Below are 19564 nucleotides of genomic sequence, written 5' to 3' on the forward strand. Positions count from 1 at the left end.
AGTTCGTCGCAATCGAATCACGTAAAATAAATTCAGCGGGCAAAATGCTGCTGTCAGGTATGCTTTCGGGTGTCGCCGCCAGCACTCTGGTCACCGCTTCTTTACCCTGGGCGTCTAAATCGAGGCGCACAGTGGTAAGGGAAGGGATGAAAAAGGCACTTTCGTAACTGTCATCGTAGCCGATAATGGAAACCTGATGGGGTACCTCTATCTGCGCCTTATTGAGCGCACTCAAGGCGCCCAGCGCCATCTGGTCGTTACCCACCAGCAGAGCGCTAAATTCAATCTTATTTTCGATAAGCTGCCGCGCGCCATCGTGGCCGCTTTGGGCATCCCAGGTACCAAAAATAACGGCTGCGGGCGTTTTGCCAAATGTCGCCAGGCTGCTTATCCAGTTTTCCAGACGCAGCTTTGCCGAGACAGAGTGCTGAGGGCCCGGCATCAGTACGATGCTGTTATGCCCCAGTTCGCATAAGCGTTTAACGCTCTCCCGGGTACCGTTTGCCGGATCAAAGATGACATGAAACACACCGCTGTCCGGGGCAACGTCGAGAAAAAGACAGGTGACCTCGTTATTCTGTTCAGCCAGCTTTCTGGCAGGAGGGGTTTCCAGCGGGACGTTAATCAGGATTTTTTCAATAAACTGGGATTTAAAATCGTTAATCGATTGCTGTATGACCGTAGGGTCAGCTTCATCAATCATCGAAATCAGGACCTGGTAACCCGCCTCACGGGCGTGCTTTTTTACGGAGGCGGCAATTTGCGACGGCGCATGCAGTGCGAGGGAGGTGGTCACTAACCCCAGCGTCTGGGTGCGTTTACCGACCAGCTGTTGCGCCAGACGGTTAGGAACGTAGCGCAAATCTTCAATCGCCTGCTCGACACGAAGACGCGTTTTTTCGGCAACGTTCACCGATTTATTGAGTACCCGGGAAACGGTCTGGTAGGAGACACCGGCCTGACGCGCCACATCTTCCAGGGTCGCATTTCTGTTCTTGTTCACCCTCAATCCTTTCTTTTTGCGTGGCTGAAAAAACGCCTGTCATCGGTGGCGTGAGCGAAATTATATCAAAATGTCATACCTTCACATGGCGAAATTTGGCGATCTTGCTCACCTTTTTCTGCTTTTAAAATTACGTTCTGTGATGTTGATTGCACTTTTCATCAAGGAGAGTTGTTCGCGTCTTTTGTCAGGTATTGTATGTAACACGTTGATGTGAGCGTCATACATTTTCACATTATCACTAATCGGGTGCATATCGTCCCAGGCATGATCTAAAAGAACGCGACTCACTGAGCCCACAGTGAAGCACCGACCCTGTTCCTTCTTGAGGAAGAAAAATATGGTTACCGGTAAAAGGAACTATGTCCTTTTAAGCATTTTCGATTTTCTCTATCTGTTTGCCTGGTCGTCGACGATGGCTTTTTTTGTCATCTGGACGACTCAGCATTTAGGCATTAGCGCCACCCAAACGGGGTGGTTGTATGCAATAAATGCCTTTATTGCGCTGACCATGCAGCCATTTTTTGGCTTTATATCAGATAAATTTGGCACAAAAAAATCGCTGATTTTTTTAATTCTTGCTTTGCTGCTGCCGGTCGGGCCGTTCTTTATCTATATTTATGCGCCCCTCCTCGTCAGCTCCTTCTGGTTGGGCGCGATTCTGGGCGGCATTTATCTTGGGGTTATTTTTAACTCCGGGTGTGGAGTCATTGACTCGTATATTGACAAAATATCCCGCCGCTACGCTTTCGAATATGGACGTGTGAGAATGTGGGGCTCTTTGGGATGGGCGGCTGCGGCCTATATTGTCGGGCGTAATATTAACGATAATCCCAATCTCTCTTTCTGGCTGGCCAGTATTGCCATTGTCTTAGCGGCTGTCTGCTTTATGCTGACGAAAATCACAGTCACACTGGAAGAAGAGAAGATGACCTCGTCATTGAAAGCGGGGCATGTTTTTGAATTAATGAAAGACAAGCAGTTCTGGATGCTGATTATTTTTACGCTGTTTGTTACCCAAATCTATGATACCTACGACCAACAGTTTGCGCAGTACTTCTCTTTACAGTTCCCGAGCGTTGACGAAGGGAATAAATGGTACGGCACTCTGGCATCCATTCAGGTGTGTGGCGAAACTTTATTCCTTGGGCTGATGCCGTGGTTTGTCAATCGCGTCGGGGCGAAGCGGGCGCTGGTCATAGCCGGGTCGATCATGTCGGTGCGTATTCTGGGATCTGCGGTTCCGCTGGGTCCGGTATGGATTGCGGCAGTGAAGATGATGCACGCCATTGAAAAACCCTTAATCCTGATCTCCGTCTTTAAGTTTATTGCCCAGAATTTTGACCATAAATTGTCATCCACAATCTATTTACTGGTGCTGTTTGCAGCATCCATTGCGACGACAGTCTATTCCCCGGTGGTAGGGCATTTATACGACACCATTGGGTTTGCTAATACCTATATCATTCTTGGCGCTGTTTCAGGGCTGTTTACGCTGTTCTCGGTATTTTCGCTCAGGAGCAGAAAAGGAAAAGCCGTTGATCTTTCTCAGGAGAGAGCGTCCTTAGCATAAGGAAGAAAAATATGAGCAAATTATTTACGGACCTCAATTTATTGCACGGTGCCGATTATAATCCGGACCAGTGGCTCAGTCAGCCCGATATTCTTGAGAAGGATATCGCGATGATGAAAGAGACAAAATGCAACGTGATGTCGGTAGGGATATTTAGCTGGTCTAAACTTGAACCCGCAGAAGGTGAATATCAGTTTGGCTGGCTGGATAGCGTTCTGGATACCCTCTACGCCAGTGGGATTTATGTCTTCCTGGCGACACCGAGCGGTGCAAGACCGGCCTGGGTTTCAGAAAAATACCCAGAGGTATTACGGACCAATAAAGATTTGACGAAAAATCTGCATGGGGAGCGACATAATCACTGTGTTTCATCTCCTGAATATTTACGACTGACCGGAAATATTAATAAGCAACTGGCGAAACGTTATGCGCATCACCCGGCAGTGTTGGCCTGGCATATTTCAAACGAGTATGGCGGTGACTGCCACTGTGATATTTGCCAGCAGGCATTCCGCGACTGGCTGAAACAGAAGTATCAAACGTTAGATAACCTGAACCAGCGCTGGTGGAGTGCATTCTGGAGCCACGAATATTCGAGCTGGAGCCAGATTCATTCGCCGGGGCCACTGGGTGAACAGTCGGTCCATGGGCTGAATATCGACTGGCGACGCTTTATGAGTGAGCAGGTTGCGCTGTTTTGCCGTCATGAAATTCAGACGGTGAAAGCCTTCAATCCCGCGATGCCCGCCACCACTAATTTTCACGGTGTATTTAATGATTACGATTACTGGCGCCTGGCGCAGGAGGTTGATTTCATCTCATGGGACAGCTATCCGGAGTGGCATAAGACTCAACAGCAGGAAAATATCGCCTCTTACACGGCCTTCACGTTTGATCTGATGCGAAGCCTGAAGCCCGGATTGCCGTTTCTGTTGATGGAGTCCACTCCCGGGACCACCAACTGGCAGGCAGTCAGCAAACTCAAAAGACCGGGGATGCATCTGCTGTCGGCAATGCAGGCGATTGCCCACGGTTCTGACTCGGTACAATATTTTCAGTGGCGTAAAAGCCGGGGTTCGGTCGAAAAATTACACGGTGCGGTGGTAGATCACGTCGGCCATCTCGATACCCGCGTCGGGCGGGATGTCAAGCAGGTTGGCGCTGCACTTGAGAAACTGGCATCGATAGCAGGGGGGGATTATCGGGCTGAGGTGGCGATGGTGTATGACTGGGATAATCGCTGGGCGGTCAACGACGCCGCCGGGCCACGTAACTGTGGTATCCACTTTGAAGAGACGGTGCAGCAGCACTACCAGGCGCTGTGGCAGCAGAGTATCCCGGTGGATATTGTTTGCCAACAGTCCGACCTCAGCGCATACCGGGTAATCGTCGCCCCGATGCTCTATATGGTGAATGAAGCCTTTGCCGAACGCGTTAATCAGTTCGTGGCGGCTGGAGGGGTGTTTATTGCGACCTACTGGACAGGTATCGTTAATACGGATGATCTGTGCTTCACAACTGGTTTCCCGGGGCCTTTACGCGACGTATTGGGTATCTGGTCGGAAGAGATCGACGGTCTGTATGACGGCGAAACGAATCAAATCAGCATGACGTCATCAACCTGGCACAGTCCGGGACGCGAGTATGAATGTCGGGAGCTTTGCGATCTTATTCATGCGGAAACGGCAGAAGTCCTGGGCGTCTACCAACAGGATTTTTACGCGGGCCGGCCAGCAGTAACCCGTAACACCTGGGGAAATGGGCAGGCGTATTACCTTGCAGCAAGAACCGATGGGGATTTTCTGCACGATTTTTACCGGATGGTTGCTGATGAAAATAGCATTACCGCCTCTACATCGATGCCCCTGCCAAAAGGTGTGGTTGCAACGGTAAGGCAGAGCGAAGGACAGGCATATATCTTTGTACAGAACTATGGCAAACAAGCCGTCACGCTTGATTTGGCAGAAGAAAGCCGGACGCTGAAACCCTTACTCAATGGCGATGTGCTGCGGGGGGAACACTATCCGCTGCCTGCATTTGGCGCAGAAGTGTTTTTAGCAGAAAAGGAATAAGGGGCTTTCCTTTTATCAAAAAAAATCCACGCATCGGCGTGGATTTTTTTCAGGTAGCTAAACCTTAAACGTTGAACAGGAAGTTCATTACATCGCCATCTTTAACAATGTAATCTTTCCCTTCTGCACGCATCTTGCCTGCTTCTTTCGCGCCTTGCTCACCTTTGTAGGTGATGAAGTCTTCAAACGCGATAGTCTGCGCACGAATAAAGCCTTTCTCGAAATCGGTGTGGATTTTACCCGCTGCCTGTGGAGCGGTTGCGCCGACAGGGATAGTCCAGGCACGCACTTCTTTCACGCCAGCGGTGAAGTAAGTTTGCAGGTTCAGCAGTTCGTAACCGGCGCGGATCACGCGGTTCAGACCTGGCTCTTCCAGGCCCAGCTCGGCCATGAACTCTTCACGGTCGGCATCGTCCAGCTCGGCGATATCGGATTCTACCGCGGCACAGACCGCTACCACCACAGAGCCTTCGGCAGCCGCGATTTCGCGCACTTTGTCGAGGTATGGGTTGTTTTCGAAACCGTCTTCGTTGACGTTAGCGATGTACATGGTTGGCTTCAGGGTCAGGAAGCTCAGGTATTTGATCGCCGCTTTGTCTTCTTCTGTCAGGTTTTTCAGCGCGCGCAGCATGCCGGCGTTTTCCAGCTGTGGCAGACATTTTTCCAGCGCGGCCTGTTCTGCTTTCGCGTCTTTGTCGCCACCTTTGGCTTTCTTCTGCACGCGATGCAGGGCGCGCTCGCACGTGTCGAGGTCAGACAGGGCCAGTTCGGTGTTGATGACTTCGATATCGTCAGCCGGATCCACTTTGTTGTTCACGTGGATGATATTGTCGTTTTCAAAGCAACGGACAACGTGGCCGATGGCTTCGGTTTCACGGATGTTGGTCAAGAACTGGTTGCCCAGGCCTTCACCTTTGGACGCGCCTTTCACCAGGCCTGCAATGTCCACGAACTCCATGGTGGTTGGCAGAATACGCTGCGGCTTAACGATCTCCGCGAGCTGGTCCAGACGCGGATCGGGCATTGGCACGACACCGGTGTTTGGCTCGATGGTGCAGAACGGGAAGTTAGCCGCTTCGATGCCCGCTTTAGTCAGCGCGTTAAACAGGGTGGATTTGCCAACGTTAGGCAGACCAACGATACCGCATTTGAATCCCATTTCTGAATCACCTTAATGTCTTGATATTCAACACGTTAACATTAACGAGTCGAAGAAAAGTAAATAACTACGCCTATTATACACGTAACCCGCAGCGTGCGGGGCAAAAAAGGCGTCGCGCCCCGGTTATTGCGCTTTAAAAGCGTGCAAACGGTTGGTGGCTTTGGTTAAGCCATCCTGCAGCCAGATTTCTGTGCAACGCGCCGCTTCGTCTACCGCTTCGTCGATCAGTTTCTGTTCGGAAACCGGAGGCTTACCGAGTACAAAGCCAACAACTTTGTTTTTATCGCCCGGATGACCAATACCGATGCGCAAACGGTGAAAATTAGGGTTATTGCCCAGTTTGCTGATGATGTCTTTTAGACCGTTATGCCCACCGTGACCGCCGCCGAGTTTGAATTTTGCGACACCCGGAGGAAGATCCAGTTCGTCATGCGCAACCAGGATCTCATCCGGGTTGATACGGTAGAAGGTCGCCAGCGCGGCCACGGCTTTGCCGCTTAAATTCATAAACGTGGTCGGCACCAGCAGACGCACATCCGCTCCGGCCAGGTTTACGCGAGAGGTATACCCGAAGAATTTCGCTTCTTCGCGCAGGGGAGCGCGCAACCGTTCGGCCAGCAGATCAACATACCAGGCGCCCGCGTTGTGGCGGGTAGCCGCATATTCCGCGCCGGGGTTGGCCAGGCCGACAATCAGTTTAATCGTCACGTTTTTGTTCCTGAAAGTGCTAAGTCTGGCGCGTAGTGTACTGTCTGCCGCGTCGCTTGACAAAATTCTGCACGCCGTTACGTAGAACCTGAATAGTACCCGGTTTGAATCATTAGAATTTCATGCAACTCAAGGATTTATTTGTAAAGTTTTGTTGCCCGGATGTGCGTAAATGTGATCCCTTACGCAATCAGGCCCAGGGGTGGTGTCTATACTTTACACACAAGGATTAGGGAGATTATTCCCCTGCAACCCAAAGCTACGGAGGTGACACATGAAACGCAGAAACGCTTCGTTACTCGGTAACGTGCTAATGGGGTTGGGATTGATGGTTATGGTGGTTGGCGTCGGGTATTCCATTTTAAACCAGCTGCCGCAACTTGACCTGCCGCAATACTTTGCGCATGGCGCGGTCCTGAGCATTTTCCTGGGTGCCGTATTGTGGCTTGCGGGTGCTCGCGTCAGCGGTCACGAGCAGGTCTGCGACAAATACTGGTGGGTGCGCCACTACGACAAGCGCTGCCGTCGCGGTCAGCATAAGCACAGCTAAAGTGCTCACCAATGAACACCGAAACGGCTCCTTCTGGAGTCGTTTTTTTTGCATCACGTATTGACCCTCACGTAACGTAAGGCCCCAGAGTGACGCCACTGGCATAAGAAGGAGCCGTTATGTTAATTCAGGTCGGAGAACTGGCAAAACGTGCCGGGATCACCGTGCGCACCTTGCACCACTATGAGCAAACAGGATTGTTGCTGCCTTCTGCCAGAAGCGCGGCAGGGTACCGGCTCTATAATCTGGCCGATGTTCAGCGCCTGCATATGATTCAGGCGCTGGCAAAGGCAGGGCTGGAACTTGCTGAAATCCGGGATTTTCTGGAAAAAGATTCCCTCACGTTATCGGAACTGCTCGACGCGCAAATCCGTCTGCTGGATAAGCAGGTGCGCAGCATTACCACGCTGCGCGACAGGCTTGTTGATTTACGCACCGGGCTTGATACCCGTGAGGATCTCGATCTGGAGTCCTGGCTACAGACTCTGGAGTTAATGAACATGTACGATCGCTGGTTTAGTAAAGAAGAGTTACAGCAGTTGCCCTTTGCAATGCACAAAGAGGCATTGGCAGAGATCTGGGCCGCTCTGGTAGTGGAGGTGAAAACCCTGCTGGAGAACAATGTTGAGGTCTCTGATCCCAGGGCGCAGGATCTGGCCACGCGCTGGATGGTGCGCCTTGAGCAGGACACGGCGGGCAAACCGGCGTTTCTGACCCGTCTCAACGAGATGCACAACGTCGAGGCGCAGATGCGCGAGCAAACGGGTATCACGACAGAGATAATGGATTACATAACCCGGGCATTTGCGGAATCAAAACTCGCCATCTGGCAAAACTACCTCTCACCGGAGGAGATGGCGTTTACCCGGGCGCACTATTTTGATCGCATGATGGAGTGGCCACCGCTGGTGGCGAAGCTGCACCGGGCCGAGTCAGAAACGCTGGATCCCGCCTCTGACGACGCGCAACAGCTGGCCGAAAACTGGCTGGAACTGTTCCAGTCTTATGCGGGAACCAACCCCGTGACGCAGCAGAAATTTCGTCAGGCGATGCAGCAGGAGCCGCATCTGATGAAAGGGACCTGGATGACGCCTGCTGTCCATGCATGGCTCCAGCAGGCGATAAGTATCATGATGCAGCGGCGGATGTCACAAATCCGCTAACGCGGCCTCGCGGTTCGGATAGAAGGCCAGACGACCGGCAATAGGTTGCACTCCTGCGCGCGCCATGGTGCGCAGGGGCTGGAACTCGAGATTACTCACCCGCAGTTCACAGCCTTCCGGCAGGCGTTGCACAAAGCGCTGGAAGGCGTCCAGCCCGCCCGCATCCAGCACCGGCACTGCATCCCATTTCAGCACCACAATCCGCTTACCCGTAATGCGCGACTCCAGATCGCTGAACAGGCCTTCGGCGGCAGCAAAGAACAGGGGGCCGATCACCCGCAACACCAGCACATCGTCCGGAACCGTGACGTTAACCGCTGCCAGACGGGTCATGCGGGCGATACGGCGCATAAACAGCAGCGAGGCCAGCACAATCCCGACGCTTATCGCGATCACCATGTCAAACAACACGGTCAGCGACATGCAGATCAGCATCACGATGATGTCGTCCTTCGGTGCGCGGCGCAGCAGGTTCACCACTTTGTGCGCCTCACTCATGTTCCACGCCACCATCAGCAGCAGGGCCGCCATGGCCGACAGCGGTAACCATGAGAGCAGGGGAGCCAGCACCAGCAGGGCGAGGATCACCAGTACCGAGTGGATCACCGCCGAGACCGGGGAGGTTGCCCCGGCACGCACGTTCGCCGCCGAGCGGGCAATGGCTGCGGTCGCCGTGATCCCGCCGAAGAACGGCGCGATAATATTCCCCAGCCCCTGACCGACCAGCTCGCTGTTGGCTTTGTGTTTGGTGCCGGTCATGCCGTCCAGCACCACCGCGCAGAGCAACGACTCAATCGCCCCCAGCATTGCCATTGAAAAGGCGGCGGGCAGAAGGGCGCGCAGGGAATCCCAGCTTAAGGTGAAGCTGGATCCGGGCAGATTCCAGGGCAGTACCAGCTGCGGCAGAAGCTGCGGGATACCGTTTCCCTGGGAACCATCCGCCAGGACATAGTGGAATTGCGAGCCGATAGTGGCCACGTGGCCGCCCAGCAGGTTCACCACGCCCATTACCGCACAGCCCAGCAGCAGAGCAGGCAGATGGCCGGGCAGGCGAATGCCCAGGCGCGGCCAGAGGATCAGTGTCCCCAGCGTCACCACGCCAATCGCCGCATCGCCGAGGTTTGTCGTCGGCAGCGCCATCGCCAGCGCACCCACTTTTTGCAGGTAGTGCTCTGGCACATGAGCCATCTGCAGGCCGAGGAAATCCTTAATCTGCATGGTGCCGATGGTGATGCCGATCCCGGAGGTAAAGCCCAGGGTCACGGAAAGCGGAATGTACTCAATCAGCCTGCCAAAGCGCGCCAGGCCGAACAGAATCAAAAATACCCCGGACATCAGGGTCGCCACTAGCAGCCCGGCGAGGCCGAACTGCTGGGATACCGGATAGAGGATCACCACAAAGGCTGCGGTCGGCCCGGAGACGCTAAAGCGTGACCCTCCGGTCAGGGCAATCACAATCCCGGCGACGGCGGCGGTATACAGGCCGTACTGCGGTGCCACGCCGCTGCCAATCGCCAGCGCCATCGCCAACGGAATGGCAATGATACCGACGGTGATCCCGGCGATAAGGTCACGGGTAAAGCGTGACAGGGTGTATTTCTCTTTCCAGCAGGCGTCGATGAGGGCGCGGAAGGGAAGAACATGAGAGGAAGCGTTTTTCACAATCATTATCCAGTTGCGCATCATCTGTCATATCAATGGCAGGTGAAGGAGGCATTAATCATACAAATGAATACCACAGACAAAAAAACCCGCCGTAGCGGGTTTTCAGACTGCGTCCGATTAGTGTTCGAACATTGCAGAGATCGATTCTTCGTTGCTGATACGACGAATCGCTTCGGCCAGCATCCCGGACAGGGTCAAAGTACGCACGTTTGGCAGCGCTTTGATTTCGTCGCTCAGCGGGATGGTGTCACACACCACAACTTCATCAATGACGGAGTTGCGCAGGTTGTTCACGGCATTGCCGGAGAAGATCGGGTGAGTCGCGTAAGCGAATACGCGTTTTGCACCACGCTCTTTCAGCGCTTCGGCGGCTTTGCACAGAGTGCCGCCGGTGTCGATCATGTCGTCAACCAGCACGCAGTCACGGCCAGCGACGTCACCGATGATGTGCATCACCTGAGAAACGTTAGCGCGTGGACGACGTTTGTCGATGATCGCCATGTCGGTATCGTTGAGCAGTTTAGCGATAGCACGTGCGCGAACCACGCCGCCGATGTCCGGGGAAACCACAATCGGGTTGTCCAGGTTCAGCTGCAGCATATCTTCCAGCAGGATTGGGCTACCAAATACGTTATCAACCGGAACGTCGAAGAAGCCCTGGATCTGCTCGGCATGTAGGTCAACCGTCAGAACGCGGTCAACGCCAACACTGGAGAGGAAATCAGCGACAACTTTAGCGGTAATAGGTACACGTGCGGAACGGACGCGGCGGTCCTGACGGGCATAACCAAAGTAAGGAATAACAGCAGTGATACGGCCAGCGGAAGCACGGCGCAGGGCATCGACCATAACAACCAATTCCATCAGGTTGTCGTTCGTTGGAGCACAGGTGGACTGGATGATGAAAATATCACCACCGCGTACATTTTCGTTAATTTGTACGCTGACTTCGCCATCGCTAAAGCGACCTACGGCGGCGTCGCCAAGAGAAGTGTACAGGCGGTTGGCAATACGTTGTGCTAGTTCCGGGGTGGCGTTACCAGCAAAAAGCTTCATATCAGGCACGAGAAGAACCTCAGGCATGCGTCCAGTGGTGGATAGTTCGCCGTAAACTGTGCGGGCCAGGCGAATGCTATCCAGGCGGTGTATTAAAGAGCGCGATGCAACGTCTGGAACAGGGTGACGTTGTCACCGAAACTCAGGTTGCGCCAGAATGGCCTGCTGCAGCGGGGAGACATTCATACCACGCGCTACGAAACCATGCAGCCACTCTGGAGCCAGCTCGAGCACCTGACGTGCAGCGGATTCCGTATCAAATTCAGCAAAGACACAGGCCCCTGTGCCAGTCAGGCGCGACGGCGCGTATTCTAACAGCCAGGAAAGCGCTTCATCAACCTCGCGAAAACGTTTTCTTGCGATATCCTCGCAATCGTTGCTGAATTCACAGTTTAATAACGTTTCTATTGACCTTATTGGGGTATCGCGCGGAAGGTCTGGATCTTTAAAGATAACCGGGGTCGGAATACTTACGCCGGGATGGGCCACCAGGTACCATTTTTCTGCAGGTTCTGCCGGAGAGAGGATCTCGCCCACACCTTCAGCAAAGGCTGCGTGTCCGCGAACAAACACCGGCACGTCGGCACCGAGTGTCAGCCCGAGCGCGGCCAGTTCATCCACCGACAGGCCACAGCCCCACAGGTGGTTGAGCACCACCAGCACGGTAGCGGCGTTAGAGGATCCACCGCCGAGTCCGCCGCCCATCGGCAGGCGTTTATCGACGCTGATATCCGCACCGCTGCCCGCGGGCAGACGGCCGGAATCATGCGCGGCGCGCATCAGCAGGCGGGCGGCGCGCACGATCAGGTTATCTTCGTCGGCCACGCCGTCCACCGGGGTCAACAGGCGGATCTGCCCGTCCTGACGCAGCTCGATGGAAATGGTGTCGCCGTAGTCTACAAACTGAAACAGCGTCTGTAGGGTGTGATACCCGTCAGCACGCTGTCCGGTAATGTATAAAAAAAGGTTCAGTTTTGCGGGCGAAGGCCAGTGGGTCATCATTTGACAATCCAGTTATCCATCTTCAGCTTGATGCGCTGGTTACCCTCGGTCAGCTCCAGGCTGGACGGCAGGGCCGGTTTGCTGTGGCTGTCGTAACCGCCGTACACCACTTTCCAGCTTTTACCGTTCTGGCTGTAGTTCACTTCGCTCAGGCGATACTGGTCATCGAGTTTATAGTCGGTGGCGTCGCCCGGCAGGCCGAGGATCCACTGGCGCAGGCTGGTAATAGGAATAGGCATCCCGGTCAGCTTGCCGATCATCTCTTCGGCATCGGTACCGGTATATTTCTGCCCTTTATTGTCGGTGACCTGTGCGCTGCCCGGCTGGGCAATCAGCTCCATTTCGGTGCTGCCCAGCGGGTTCAGCAGCAGCAGGCGATAGCGATCCTGCCCGGTCTGCTGCCAGAAGAAACGGGCATACACTTTCTGCTGATCCGACAGATAAGCAAAGGCGCCGCGGGTTTGATACTGGTTTAACGCACGCACCGCTTGCTGGTGCTGGCGCCACTGTGGCGAATCCGGGCTTTTGCCCGGTCCTTTAGGCAGTGTAATAGAACATGCGGTCAGCACCAGCGCGGCCAGGGGCAGCAGGCGAATCAGTCTGGTCATAATGATGACGAATCCTTGAGATACGTGGCAGTTATAGTTCTTAATGCTAGCGCCCGTATGCCGCAGCGTCTACGCTCAAGTTATCCTAAATCATAGAATTAACTTCATACTTCATGTTGCAGATGCGTTGGCGGCATAACGAACTTTTTTGGTGAATATGAACTGATAACCTATTACTCCGAAAGGGGGCAGTCTCTTTTATTGATCTCGCGCATCCTGTATGATGCGGCCTGCTAACCTTATTAACGCTGGTACTACTCCCGCTCATATGACCCTTTTAGCACTCGGTATTAACCACAAAACAGCCCCGGTTTCACTGCGAGAACGTGTGACGTTTGCGCCGGATACGCTCGACCAGGCGCTGGAAAGTCTGCTTGCCCAGCCGATGGTGCAGGGGGGCGTGGTGTTGTCAACGTGCAACCGTACTGAGCTTTATCTTAGCGTCGAAGAGCAGGACAACCTGCACGAAGCGCTGATTCGCTGGTTATGCGAGTACCACAATCTGAACGAAGAAGAGCTGCGCAACAGCCTCTACTGGCATCAGGATAATGATGCGGTCAGCCATTTGATGCGCGTGGCCAGCGGTCTCGACTCGCTGGTACTGGGCGAGCCGCAGATCCTCGGGCAGGTTAAAAAAGCTTTTGCCGATTCGCAGAAAGGCCACCTCAAGGCCAGCGAGCTGGAACGCATGTTCCAGAAATCCTTCTCTGTCGCCAAGCGAGTGCGAACCGAAACCGACATTGGCGCCAGTGCCGTTTCGGTTGCTTTCGCTGCCTGTACCCTGGCGCGACAAATTTTCGAATCCCTCTCCACGGTCTCTGTGTTGCTGGTGGGCGCGGGCGAAACCATCGAGCTGGTCGCACGCCATCTGCGCGAGCACAAAGTGAAGAAGATGATTATCGCCAACCGTACCCGCGAACGCGCCCAGACGCTGGCGGATGAAGTCGGTGCGGAGGTGATCGCCCTGAGCGACATCGACGCCCGTCTGCACGAAGCGGATATCATTATCAGTTCCACCGCCAGCCCGCTGCCGATCATCGGTAAAGGCATGGTGGAGCGCGCCCTGAAATCCCGTCGTAATCAGCCGATGCTGCTGGTAGACATTGCCGTTCCGCGCGATGTCGAGCCTGACGTCGGCAAACTGGCGAACGCCTATCTGTACAGCGTGGACGATCTGCAGAGCATCATTTCGCACAACCTTGCCCAGCGTAAAGCGGCAGCGGTGCAGGCCGAGACCATTGTTGAGCAGGAAACCAGCGAATTTATGGCCTGGCTGCGCGCGCAAAGCGTCAGCGAGACCATTCGCGAGTACCGCGGTCAGGCGGAACAGGTCCGTAATGAATTGACTGCCAAAGCGATGGCGGCTCTCGAACAGGGCGGCGATCCGCAGGTCATCATGCAGGAACTGGCATGGAAACTGACCAATCGCCTGATCCATGCCCCAACCAAATCACTTCAACAGGCCGCCCGTAACGGGGACGACGAACGCCTGAACATTCTGCGCGACAGCCTCGGGCTGGAATAGCGCGCCATACCCATTTTATTATTATAAGGTGCACTTACGCCTATGAAGCCCTCTATCGTCGCCAAACTGGAAGCATTGCACGAGCGCCATGAAGAAGTTCAGGCGCTGCTCGGCGATGCCGCAACCATTGCCGACCAGGAACGTTTTCGCGCCCTGTCGCGCGAGTATGCTCAATTAAGCGATGTTTCACGCTGCTTTACCGACTGGCAACAGGTTCAGGAAGATATCGAAACCGCGCAGATGATGCTCGATGACCCGGAAATGCGCGAGATGGCGCAGGAAGAGTTGCAGGAAGCCAAAGTTCGCGCGGAAGAGATGGAGCAACAGCTGCAGGTGCTGCTGCTGCCGAAAGACCCGGACGATGAGCGCAACGCCTTTGTCGAAGTCCGCGCCGGAACCGGCGGGGATGAGGCGGCCCTGTTTGCCGGCGATCTGTTCCGCATGTACAGCCGCTATGCCGAATCCCGCCGCTGGCGCGTGGAGATCATGAGCGCCAACGAAGGCGAGCACGGCGGTTATAAAGAAGTGATTGCCAAAATTAGCGGCGAGGGTGTGTACGGTCGCCTGAAGTTTGAATCCGGCGGCCATCGTGTGCAGCGCGTACCGGCCACCGAATCCCAGGGCCGTATCCACACGTCTGCCTGCACCGTGGCGGTGATGCCTGAGTTGCCGGAAGCCGAGCTGCCGGACATCAACCCGGCCGATCTGCGTATCGATACCTTCCGCTCTTCCGGTGCGGGCGGTCAGCACGTTAACACCACCGATTCCGCGATCCGTATTACCCACCTGCCAACCGGCATTGTGGTGGAGTGTCAGGACGAACGTTCCCAGCACAAAAACAAAGCCAAAGCGCTGTCGGTGCTGGGCGCGCGTATTCACGCAGCAGAAATGGCAAAACGCCAGCAGGCCGAAGCGTCGACCCGTCGCAACCTGCTGGGCAGCGGCGATCGCAGCGATCGCAACCGCACCTACAACTTCCCGCAGGGCCGCGTGACCGACCACCGTATCAACCTGACCCTCTACCGTCTGGATGAGACCATGGAAGGCAAGCTGGATTCACTGATTGAACCTATCGTGCAGGAGTACCAGGCCGATCAGCTGGCGGCGCTGGCAGAGCAGGATTAATGGATTTTCAGCACTGGCTACAGCAGGCGGTAAGCGAGCTGGCGGGAGGCGAAAGCCCACGTCGCGACGCGGAGATCTTGCTCGGGCATGTGACCGGGAAAGCACGGACTTACATTCTTGCCTTTGGCGAAACAGAGCTAACCGCCGACCAGCAAGCCCTGCTTGAGATGCTCCTGGCCCGCCGTAAAACCGGCGAGCCGGTAGCGCATCTGGTGGGGGAGCGTGAGTTCTGGTCGCTGCCGCTGTATGTCTCTGCAGCCACCCTGATCCCCCGTCCCGACACCGAGTGTCTGGTGGAACAGGCGCTGGCGAGATTGCCCGCTGCGCCTGCGCGCATTCTTGATTTAGGCACCGGCACCGGGGCCATTGCCCTGGCGCTGGCCAGTGAACGCCCGGACTGTCAGGTCACTGCGGTGGATGTGATGCCCGATGCGGTTGCGTTGGCCCAGCGCAATCTTGAGCGCCTGGCTTTGCCTAATGTGACGGTGCTGCACAGCAGCTGGTTCACCGCGCTTGCCGACCGGCAGTTTGAAATGATCGTCAGTAACCCGCCCTATATTGATGAAGCGGATCCCCATCTCGCCGAAGGGGATGTGCGTTTCGAGCCGCTCAGCGCGCTGGTTGCCGCCGATCAGGGGCTGGCCGATCTCAGCCATATCATTACTCAGTCTCGTCACCATCTGGTGAGCGGCGGCTGGCTGCTGCTGGAGCACGGCTGGACCCAGGGCGAAGCCGTGCGTACGCTCTTTTTGCAGGCAGGTTTTGACCAGGTTGAAACCTGTCGTGATTATGGCGGGAATGAGCGCCTGACCGCAGGCAAGCTGCCATGAATAGCTTCTCTGTGCTGATCGCCTTGCATTTGACCGCCGTCACCCTGACCATCAGTTTTTTCGCGCTGCGTTACTGGTGGCGTTACAGCAATAATCAGCTGATCAACGCCCGCTGGGTGCGGGTACTGCCGCACTGCATCGATACCGTTCTCTTTGTGTCGGGGGCAGGATTAATGTGGGTGACGGGTTATCTGCCATTTACTGATAACGGTACATGGCTGACTGAAAAGCTGTTTGGCGTTATCATCTACATCGTTTTGGGTTTTATTGCGCTGGGGCGTCATCGTCCGCGCAGCCAGCAGGTGGGGTTTATCGCCTTTCTGCTGGGGCTGGTGGTGCTGTACATCATCATTAAACTCGCCACCACAAGAATACCGTTACTGGGGTAAGTCATGGAGTCCTTGGCCGATTTCGAATTTAACAAAGTGCCGTTGTGCGATGGAATGATCAAAGTATCAGAGATGATCCGCGATGATTTTATTTCACAATACGTCTACGACGAGCTGGAGAATCTGGTGAGTCTGGCGCGTGAAGAGATTAATCAGGCGCGCCCGCAGGACTGGCAACTGGAGAAACTGATTGAGCTGTTCTACGGCGAATGGGGCTTTTGCGATACGCGTGGCGTGTATCGGCTCTCCGATGCGCTGTGGCTCGATCAGGTACTGAAAAACCGTCAGGGTAGCGCTGTCTCCCTGGGGGCCATTTTATTATGGGTGGCGCACCGCCTGGATATTCCGCTGGTGCCGGTCATCTTCCCGACGCAGATGCTGCTGCGCGCCGAGTGGCTTGATGGTGAAATGTGGTTAATCAACCCGTTCAATGGCGACACCCTCGACGATCACACGCTGGATGTCTGGCTGAAGGGCAACATCAGCCCAATGGCAGAGCTGTACAACGAAGATCTGGACGAAGCGGATAACGCTGAAGTGGTGCGCAAACTGCTGGACACCTTAAAGTCGGCGCTGATGGAAGAGCGGCAGATGGAGCTGGCGCTGCATGCCAGCGAGGTGCTGCTGCAGTTTAACCCGGAAGATCCGTATGAGATCCGCGACCGCGGTCTGATCTACGTCCAGCTTGAGTGTGACCACGTTGCGCTGACTGATTTGAGTTATTTCGTTGAGCAGTGCCCGGAAGATCCTATCAGCGAGATGATTCGCGCGCAGATTAATTCCATCGCGCATAAACAGATTACACTGCATTAATCTTAATTCCGATTCACCCCTGAATAAGGCGATCCTATGAAACAAAAAGTGGTTAGCATTGGCGATATCAACGTGGCGAACGACCTGCCGTTCGTGCTGTTCGGCGGCATGAACGTTCTGGAATCCCGCGATCTCGCGATGCGTATCTGCGAACACTACGTGACCGTGACCCAGAAGCTGGGCATTCCGTATGTGTTTAAGGCCTCTTTTGACAAAGCCAACCGCTCCTCTATTCGCTCTTACCGTGGCCCAGGCCTGGAAGAGGGGATGAAGATTTTCCAGGAGCTGAAGCAGACCTTTGGCGTGAAAGTGATCACCGACGTCCATGAAGCAAGCCAGGCGCAGCCTGTAGCCGACGTTGTCGATGTGATTCAGCTGCCAGCCTTCCTTGCGCGTCAGACCGACCTGGTTGAAGCGATGGCGAAAACCGGTGCAGTGATCAACGTAAAAAAACCGCAATTCGTTAGCCCGGGCCAGATGGGCAACATCGTCGATAAATTTATCGAAGGCGGTAACGACCAGGTGATCCTGTGCGACCGTGGCGCAAACTTCGGGTATGACAACCTGGTTGTGGATATGCTGGGCTTCAGCGTGATGAAGAACGTTTCTAACCAGTCGCCAGTGATCTTCGACGTAACGCACGCTCTGCAGTGCCGCGACCCGTTTGGCGCAGCCTCCGGCGGCCGTCGTGGTCAGGTGACTGAACTGGCGCGCGCCGGTATGGCTACCGGCCTGGCGGGGCTGTTTATCGAAGCCCACCCGGATCCAGCCAACGCGAAATGCGATGGCCCGTCTGCGCTGCCGCTGGACAAACTGGAACCGTTCCTGAAACAAATCAAAGCCATTGACGACCTGGTTAAGAGCTTTGATGAGCTGGATACCAGCAACTAATTAAGAACCACCCCATAAAAGTAAAACGGCAACCTGAGGTTGCCGTTTTTTTTGTGTTCTTCCTCAGCCTGCGGGAGAGGAGAGACTGGAAGCATCAGGCAAATATCGTCATCAAATAGGCCGCAAATAGTGCCATATGCGCAGCGCCGTTAAGCACATTGGTGCGCCCGGTTGAAAACGAAATCTGGCACAGCAGCAGCGACGCTACCATCACAATCATCTCCGGTGCCCCAAGGCTGAACTGCAGCTCATTGCCGGTGAGGAAGGCGATCAGCGTCACCACCGGAACGGTCAAAGAGATGGTCGCCAGCACCGAACCAAAGAACAGGTTCATTGCGCGCTGCACCTGATTGTTCAGCACTGCACGCAGCGCGCCCAGACCTTCAGGAGACAGGATTAACAGGGCCACCAGGAAACCGGTAAAGGCCACTGGCGCGTTCAGTTCGGTCAACAGCGTTTCCAGCGGGGCCGCATTCATCTTGGTCACCGCAATCACCGCAATCAGATGCACGATCAGCCAGAGGGTATGCCAGAGGTTGCTGTGCGCGGACGGCTTGCCGTGATGCGGGTCATCGTCGTCGCCCTCATCTTCATGCTCATACACAAACAGGCTCTGGTGCGTTTTGGTCTGAATAAGCAGAAACACGCCGTACATGGCCGCTGAGATCAGCGCTACCAGCAGAGCCTGGCCGGTGGAGAAGTTAGCGCCCGGCAGCGCCATCGGGAACACCAGCACGATAATCGCCAGCGGGAAGAGGGCGATGAGATACTGCTTAATACCAAACAGGTTCACGTACTGGGTAGCGAATTTGCGCCCGCCCAGCAGCAGTGAGAAGCCGACCAGTCCCCCGGTGACAATCATAATGATGGAGTAGAGCGTATCGCGCATCAGGGTAGGTGCCGCATCGCCGGTGGCCATCAGGGCAGAAATGAGGCTTACTTCGAGAATAACGACGGAAAGACTTAAAATCAGCGAGCCGTAAGGCTCTCCCAGGCGGTGAGCCAGCACGTCGGCATGACGGACAACGCTGAAGGCGCTGCTCAGAATACCAACAAGTGCAAGGATATTAATGCCGATGACCACTGGCAGCGACTGACTACTTCCCCAGAAGAGCAGCACGGCCAGTGCCAGCACCGGGAAAATGAGAGACGTCTCCTTGTGACGGGTTTTCACCGTCTCGTGTGCGGTTGTCATGTGATTCTCCAGAGTTGCAGGTGCTTGTCATTATAGATAGAAAAAGAGGGCGTTAAATTAACAGATTACCGTTAAATTCTGGCTATCTTTTACCTGATTTTACGGTATTGATAAAATATCGTCTGAAAACCTCATAATAGCTGTTTATTGTTAAATATATTCTTAATAACAGTGAATTAAGAAAAATAGTTACACGATTATCATTTCGACTGGAAGCCTCTGGCATTGTCGACC

17 protein-coding genes and 1 pseudogene are annotated in these 19564 nt (G+C 54.7%); 10 read left to right on the forward strand and 8 right to left on the reverse strand.

Going from position 1 to position 19564, the window contains the following annotated elements; all coding sequences use genetic code 11:
* Positions 1-13: 13 nt before the first annotated feature.
* Positions 14-1003, reverse strand: a pseudogene (locus tag ACF8PE_RS13280) (LacI family DNA-binding transcriptional regulator); the annotation flags it as partial.
* A gap of 340 nt (positions 1004-1343) precedes the next feature.
* On the opposite strand from ACF8PE_RS13280, the gene ACF8PE_RS13285 reads away from it, so the two are divergent.
* Both ACF8PE_RS13285 and ACF8PE_RS13290 read left to right on the forward strand, forming a co-directional pair.
* Positions 1344-2576 carry an oligosaccharide MFS transporter gene (locus tag ACF8PE_RS13285; RefSeq protein WP_117385427.1) on the forward strand — a complete coding sequence of 411 codons (1233 nt, stop codon included), beginning with the start codon at positions 1344-1346 and terminating at the stop codon, positions 2574-2576.
* A gap of 11 nt (positions 2577-2587) precedes the next feature.
* Positions 2588-4648, forward strand: coding sequence for a beta-galactosidase (locus ACF8PE_RS13290; protein ID WP_392494972.1), 2061 nt, complete (start codon positions 2588-2590; stop codon positions 4646-4648).
* 64 nt (positions 4649-4712) lie between these two features.
* Here the strand turns inward: ACF8PE_RS13290 and ychF are convergent, their stop codons facing one another.
* Complete coding sequence (gene ychF, locus ACF8PE_RS13295) at positions 4713-5807, reverse strand: redox-regulated ATPase YchF (protein WP_032611353.1); 1095 nt, start codon at positions 5805-5807, stop codon at positions 4713-4715.
* 126 nt (positions 5808-5933) lie between these two features.
* Positions 5934-6518: an aminoacyl-tRNA hydrolase gene (gene pth, locus ACF8PE_RS13300; protein WP_032611351.1), complete on the reverse strand. Its 585-nt coding sequence runs from the start codon at positions 6516-6518 to the stop codon at positions 5934-5936.
* 274 nt (positions 6519-6792) lie between these two features.
* Here pth and ychH point away from each other — a divergent pair, with 274 nt between their 5' ends.
* Together ychH and ACF8PE_RS13310 are read left to right on the forward strand one after the other, a co-directional pair.
* Positions 6793-7068, forward strand: coding sequence for a stress-induced protein YchH (gene ychH / locus ACF8PE_RS13305; RefSeq protein ID WP_392494973.1), 276 nt, complete (start codon positions 6793-6795; stop codon positions 7066-7068).
* 119 nt (positions 7069-7187) lie between these two features.
* The gene (locus ACF8PE_RS13310; RefSeq protein ID WP_392494974.1) at positions 7188-8231 is read left to right on the forward strand and encodes a MerR family transcriptional regulator; all 1044 of its coding nucleotides are present in this window, start codon (positions 7188-7190) and stop codon (positions 8229-8231) included.
* On the opposite strand, the gene dauA is transcribed toward ACF8PE_RS13310, so the two are convergent.
* The 4 genes from dauA to lolB form a co-directional block, all read right to left on the reverse strand.
* A complete protein-coding gene (dauA, locus tag ACF8PE_RS13315; protein ID WP_032611399.1) occupies positions 8217-9893 on the reverse strand; it encodes a C4-dicarboxylic acid transporter DauA in 1677 nt (558 codons plus the stop codon). The two genes, ACF8PE_RS13310 and dauA, sit on opposite strands and share 15 nt — an antisense overlap.
* Before the next feature lie 120 nt (positions 9894-10013).
* Entirely contained in the window at positions 10014-10961 is a 948-nt protein-coding gene (gene prs, locus ACF8PE_RS13320; RefSeq protein WP_003856663.1) for a ribose-phosphate diphosphokinase, read from the reverse strand.
* Positions 10962-11084: 123 nt separating this feature from the next.
* The gene (gene ispE / locus ACF8PE_RS13325) at positions 11085-11954 is read right to left on the reverse strand and encodes a 4-(cytidine 5'-diphospho)-2-C-methyl-D-erythritol kinase (RefSeq protein WP_032611347.1); all 870 of its coding nucleotides are present in this window, start codon (positions 11952-11954) and stop codon (positions 11085-11087) included.
* Entirely contained in the window at positions 11951-12562 is a 612-nt protein-coding gene (gene lolB / locus ACF8PE_RS13330) for a lipoprotein insertase outer membrane protein LolB (RefSeq protein WP_392494975.1), read from the reverse strand. The genes ispE and lolB overlap by 4 nt, the downstream gene beginning before the upstream one ends.
* 268 nt (positions 12563-12830) lie before the next feature.
* On the opposite strand from lolB, the gene hemA reads away from it, so the two are divergent.
* The 6 genes from hemA to kdsA are packed head-to-tail and all read left to right on the forward strand — an operon-like array spanning position 12831 to position 18135.
* The gene (hemA, locus tag ACF8PE_RS13335; protein ID WP_032611343.1) at positions 12831-14087 is read left to right on the forward strand and encodes a glutamyl-tRNA reductase; all 1257 of its coding nucleotides are present in this window, start codon (positions 12831-12833) and stop codon (positions 14085-14087) included.
* A 42-nt stretch (positions 14088-14129) separates the two neighbouring features.
* Positions 14130-15212 (forward strand): peptide chain release factor 1, encoded by a 1083-nt coding sequence (gene prfA / locus ACF8PE_RS13340; RefSeq protein WP_032611342.1) that lies wholly within the window; start codon positions 14130-14132, stop codon positions 15210-15212.
* A complete protein-coding gene (prmC, locus tag ACF8PE_RS13345; RefSeq protein WP_280713329.1) occupies positions 15212-16042 on the forward strand; it encodes a peptide chain release factor N(5)-glutamine methyltransferase in 831 nt (276 codons plus the stop codon). Before prfA ends, prmC begins: the two co-directional genes overlap by 1 nt.
* On the forward strand, positions 16039-16431 hold the full coding sequence (gene sirB2, locus ACF8PE_RS13350; protein WP_130588656.1) for an invasion regulator SirB2: 393 nt from the start codon (positions 16039-16041) through the stop codon (positions 16429-16431). The genes prmC and sirB2 overlap by 4 nt, the downstream gene beginning before the upstream one ends.
* 3 nt (positions 16432-16434) lie before the next feature.
* Positions 16435-17244, forward strand: a complete 810-nt coding sequence (gene sirB1, locus ACF8PE_RS13355) for an invasion regulator SirB1 (RefSeq protein WP_392494976.1) — start codon at positions 16435-16437, stop codon at positions 17242-17244.
* A gap of 36 nt (positions 17245-17280) precedes the next feature.
* On the forward strand, positions 17281-18135 hold the full coding sequence (kdsA, locus tag ACF8PE_RS13360) for a 3-deoxy-8-phosphooctulonate synthase (RefSeq protein ID WP_059307690.1): 855 nt from the start codon (positions 17281-17283) through the stop codon (positions 18133-18135).
* Positions 18136-18229: 94 nt separating this feature from the next.
* Here kdsA and chaA read toward each other — a convergent pair whose 3' ends face one another.
* Positions 18230-19330 carry a sodium-potassium/proton antiporter ChaA gene (gene chaA, locus ACF8PE_RS13365; protein ID WP_032611337.1) on the reverse strand — a complete coding sequence of 367 codons (1101 nt, stop codon included), beginning with the start codon at positions 19328-19330 and terminating at the stop codon, positions 18230-18232.
* Positions 19331-19564: the final 234 nt, after the last annotated feature.

Source organism: Leclercia sp. GLN_9 (assembly GCF_043105735.1).
In the GTDB taxonomy this organism is placed as follows: Bacteria; Pseudomonadota; Gammaproteobacteria; order Enterobacterales; family Enterobacteriaceae; genus Enterobacter; species Enterobacter adecarboxylatus.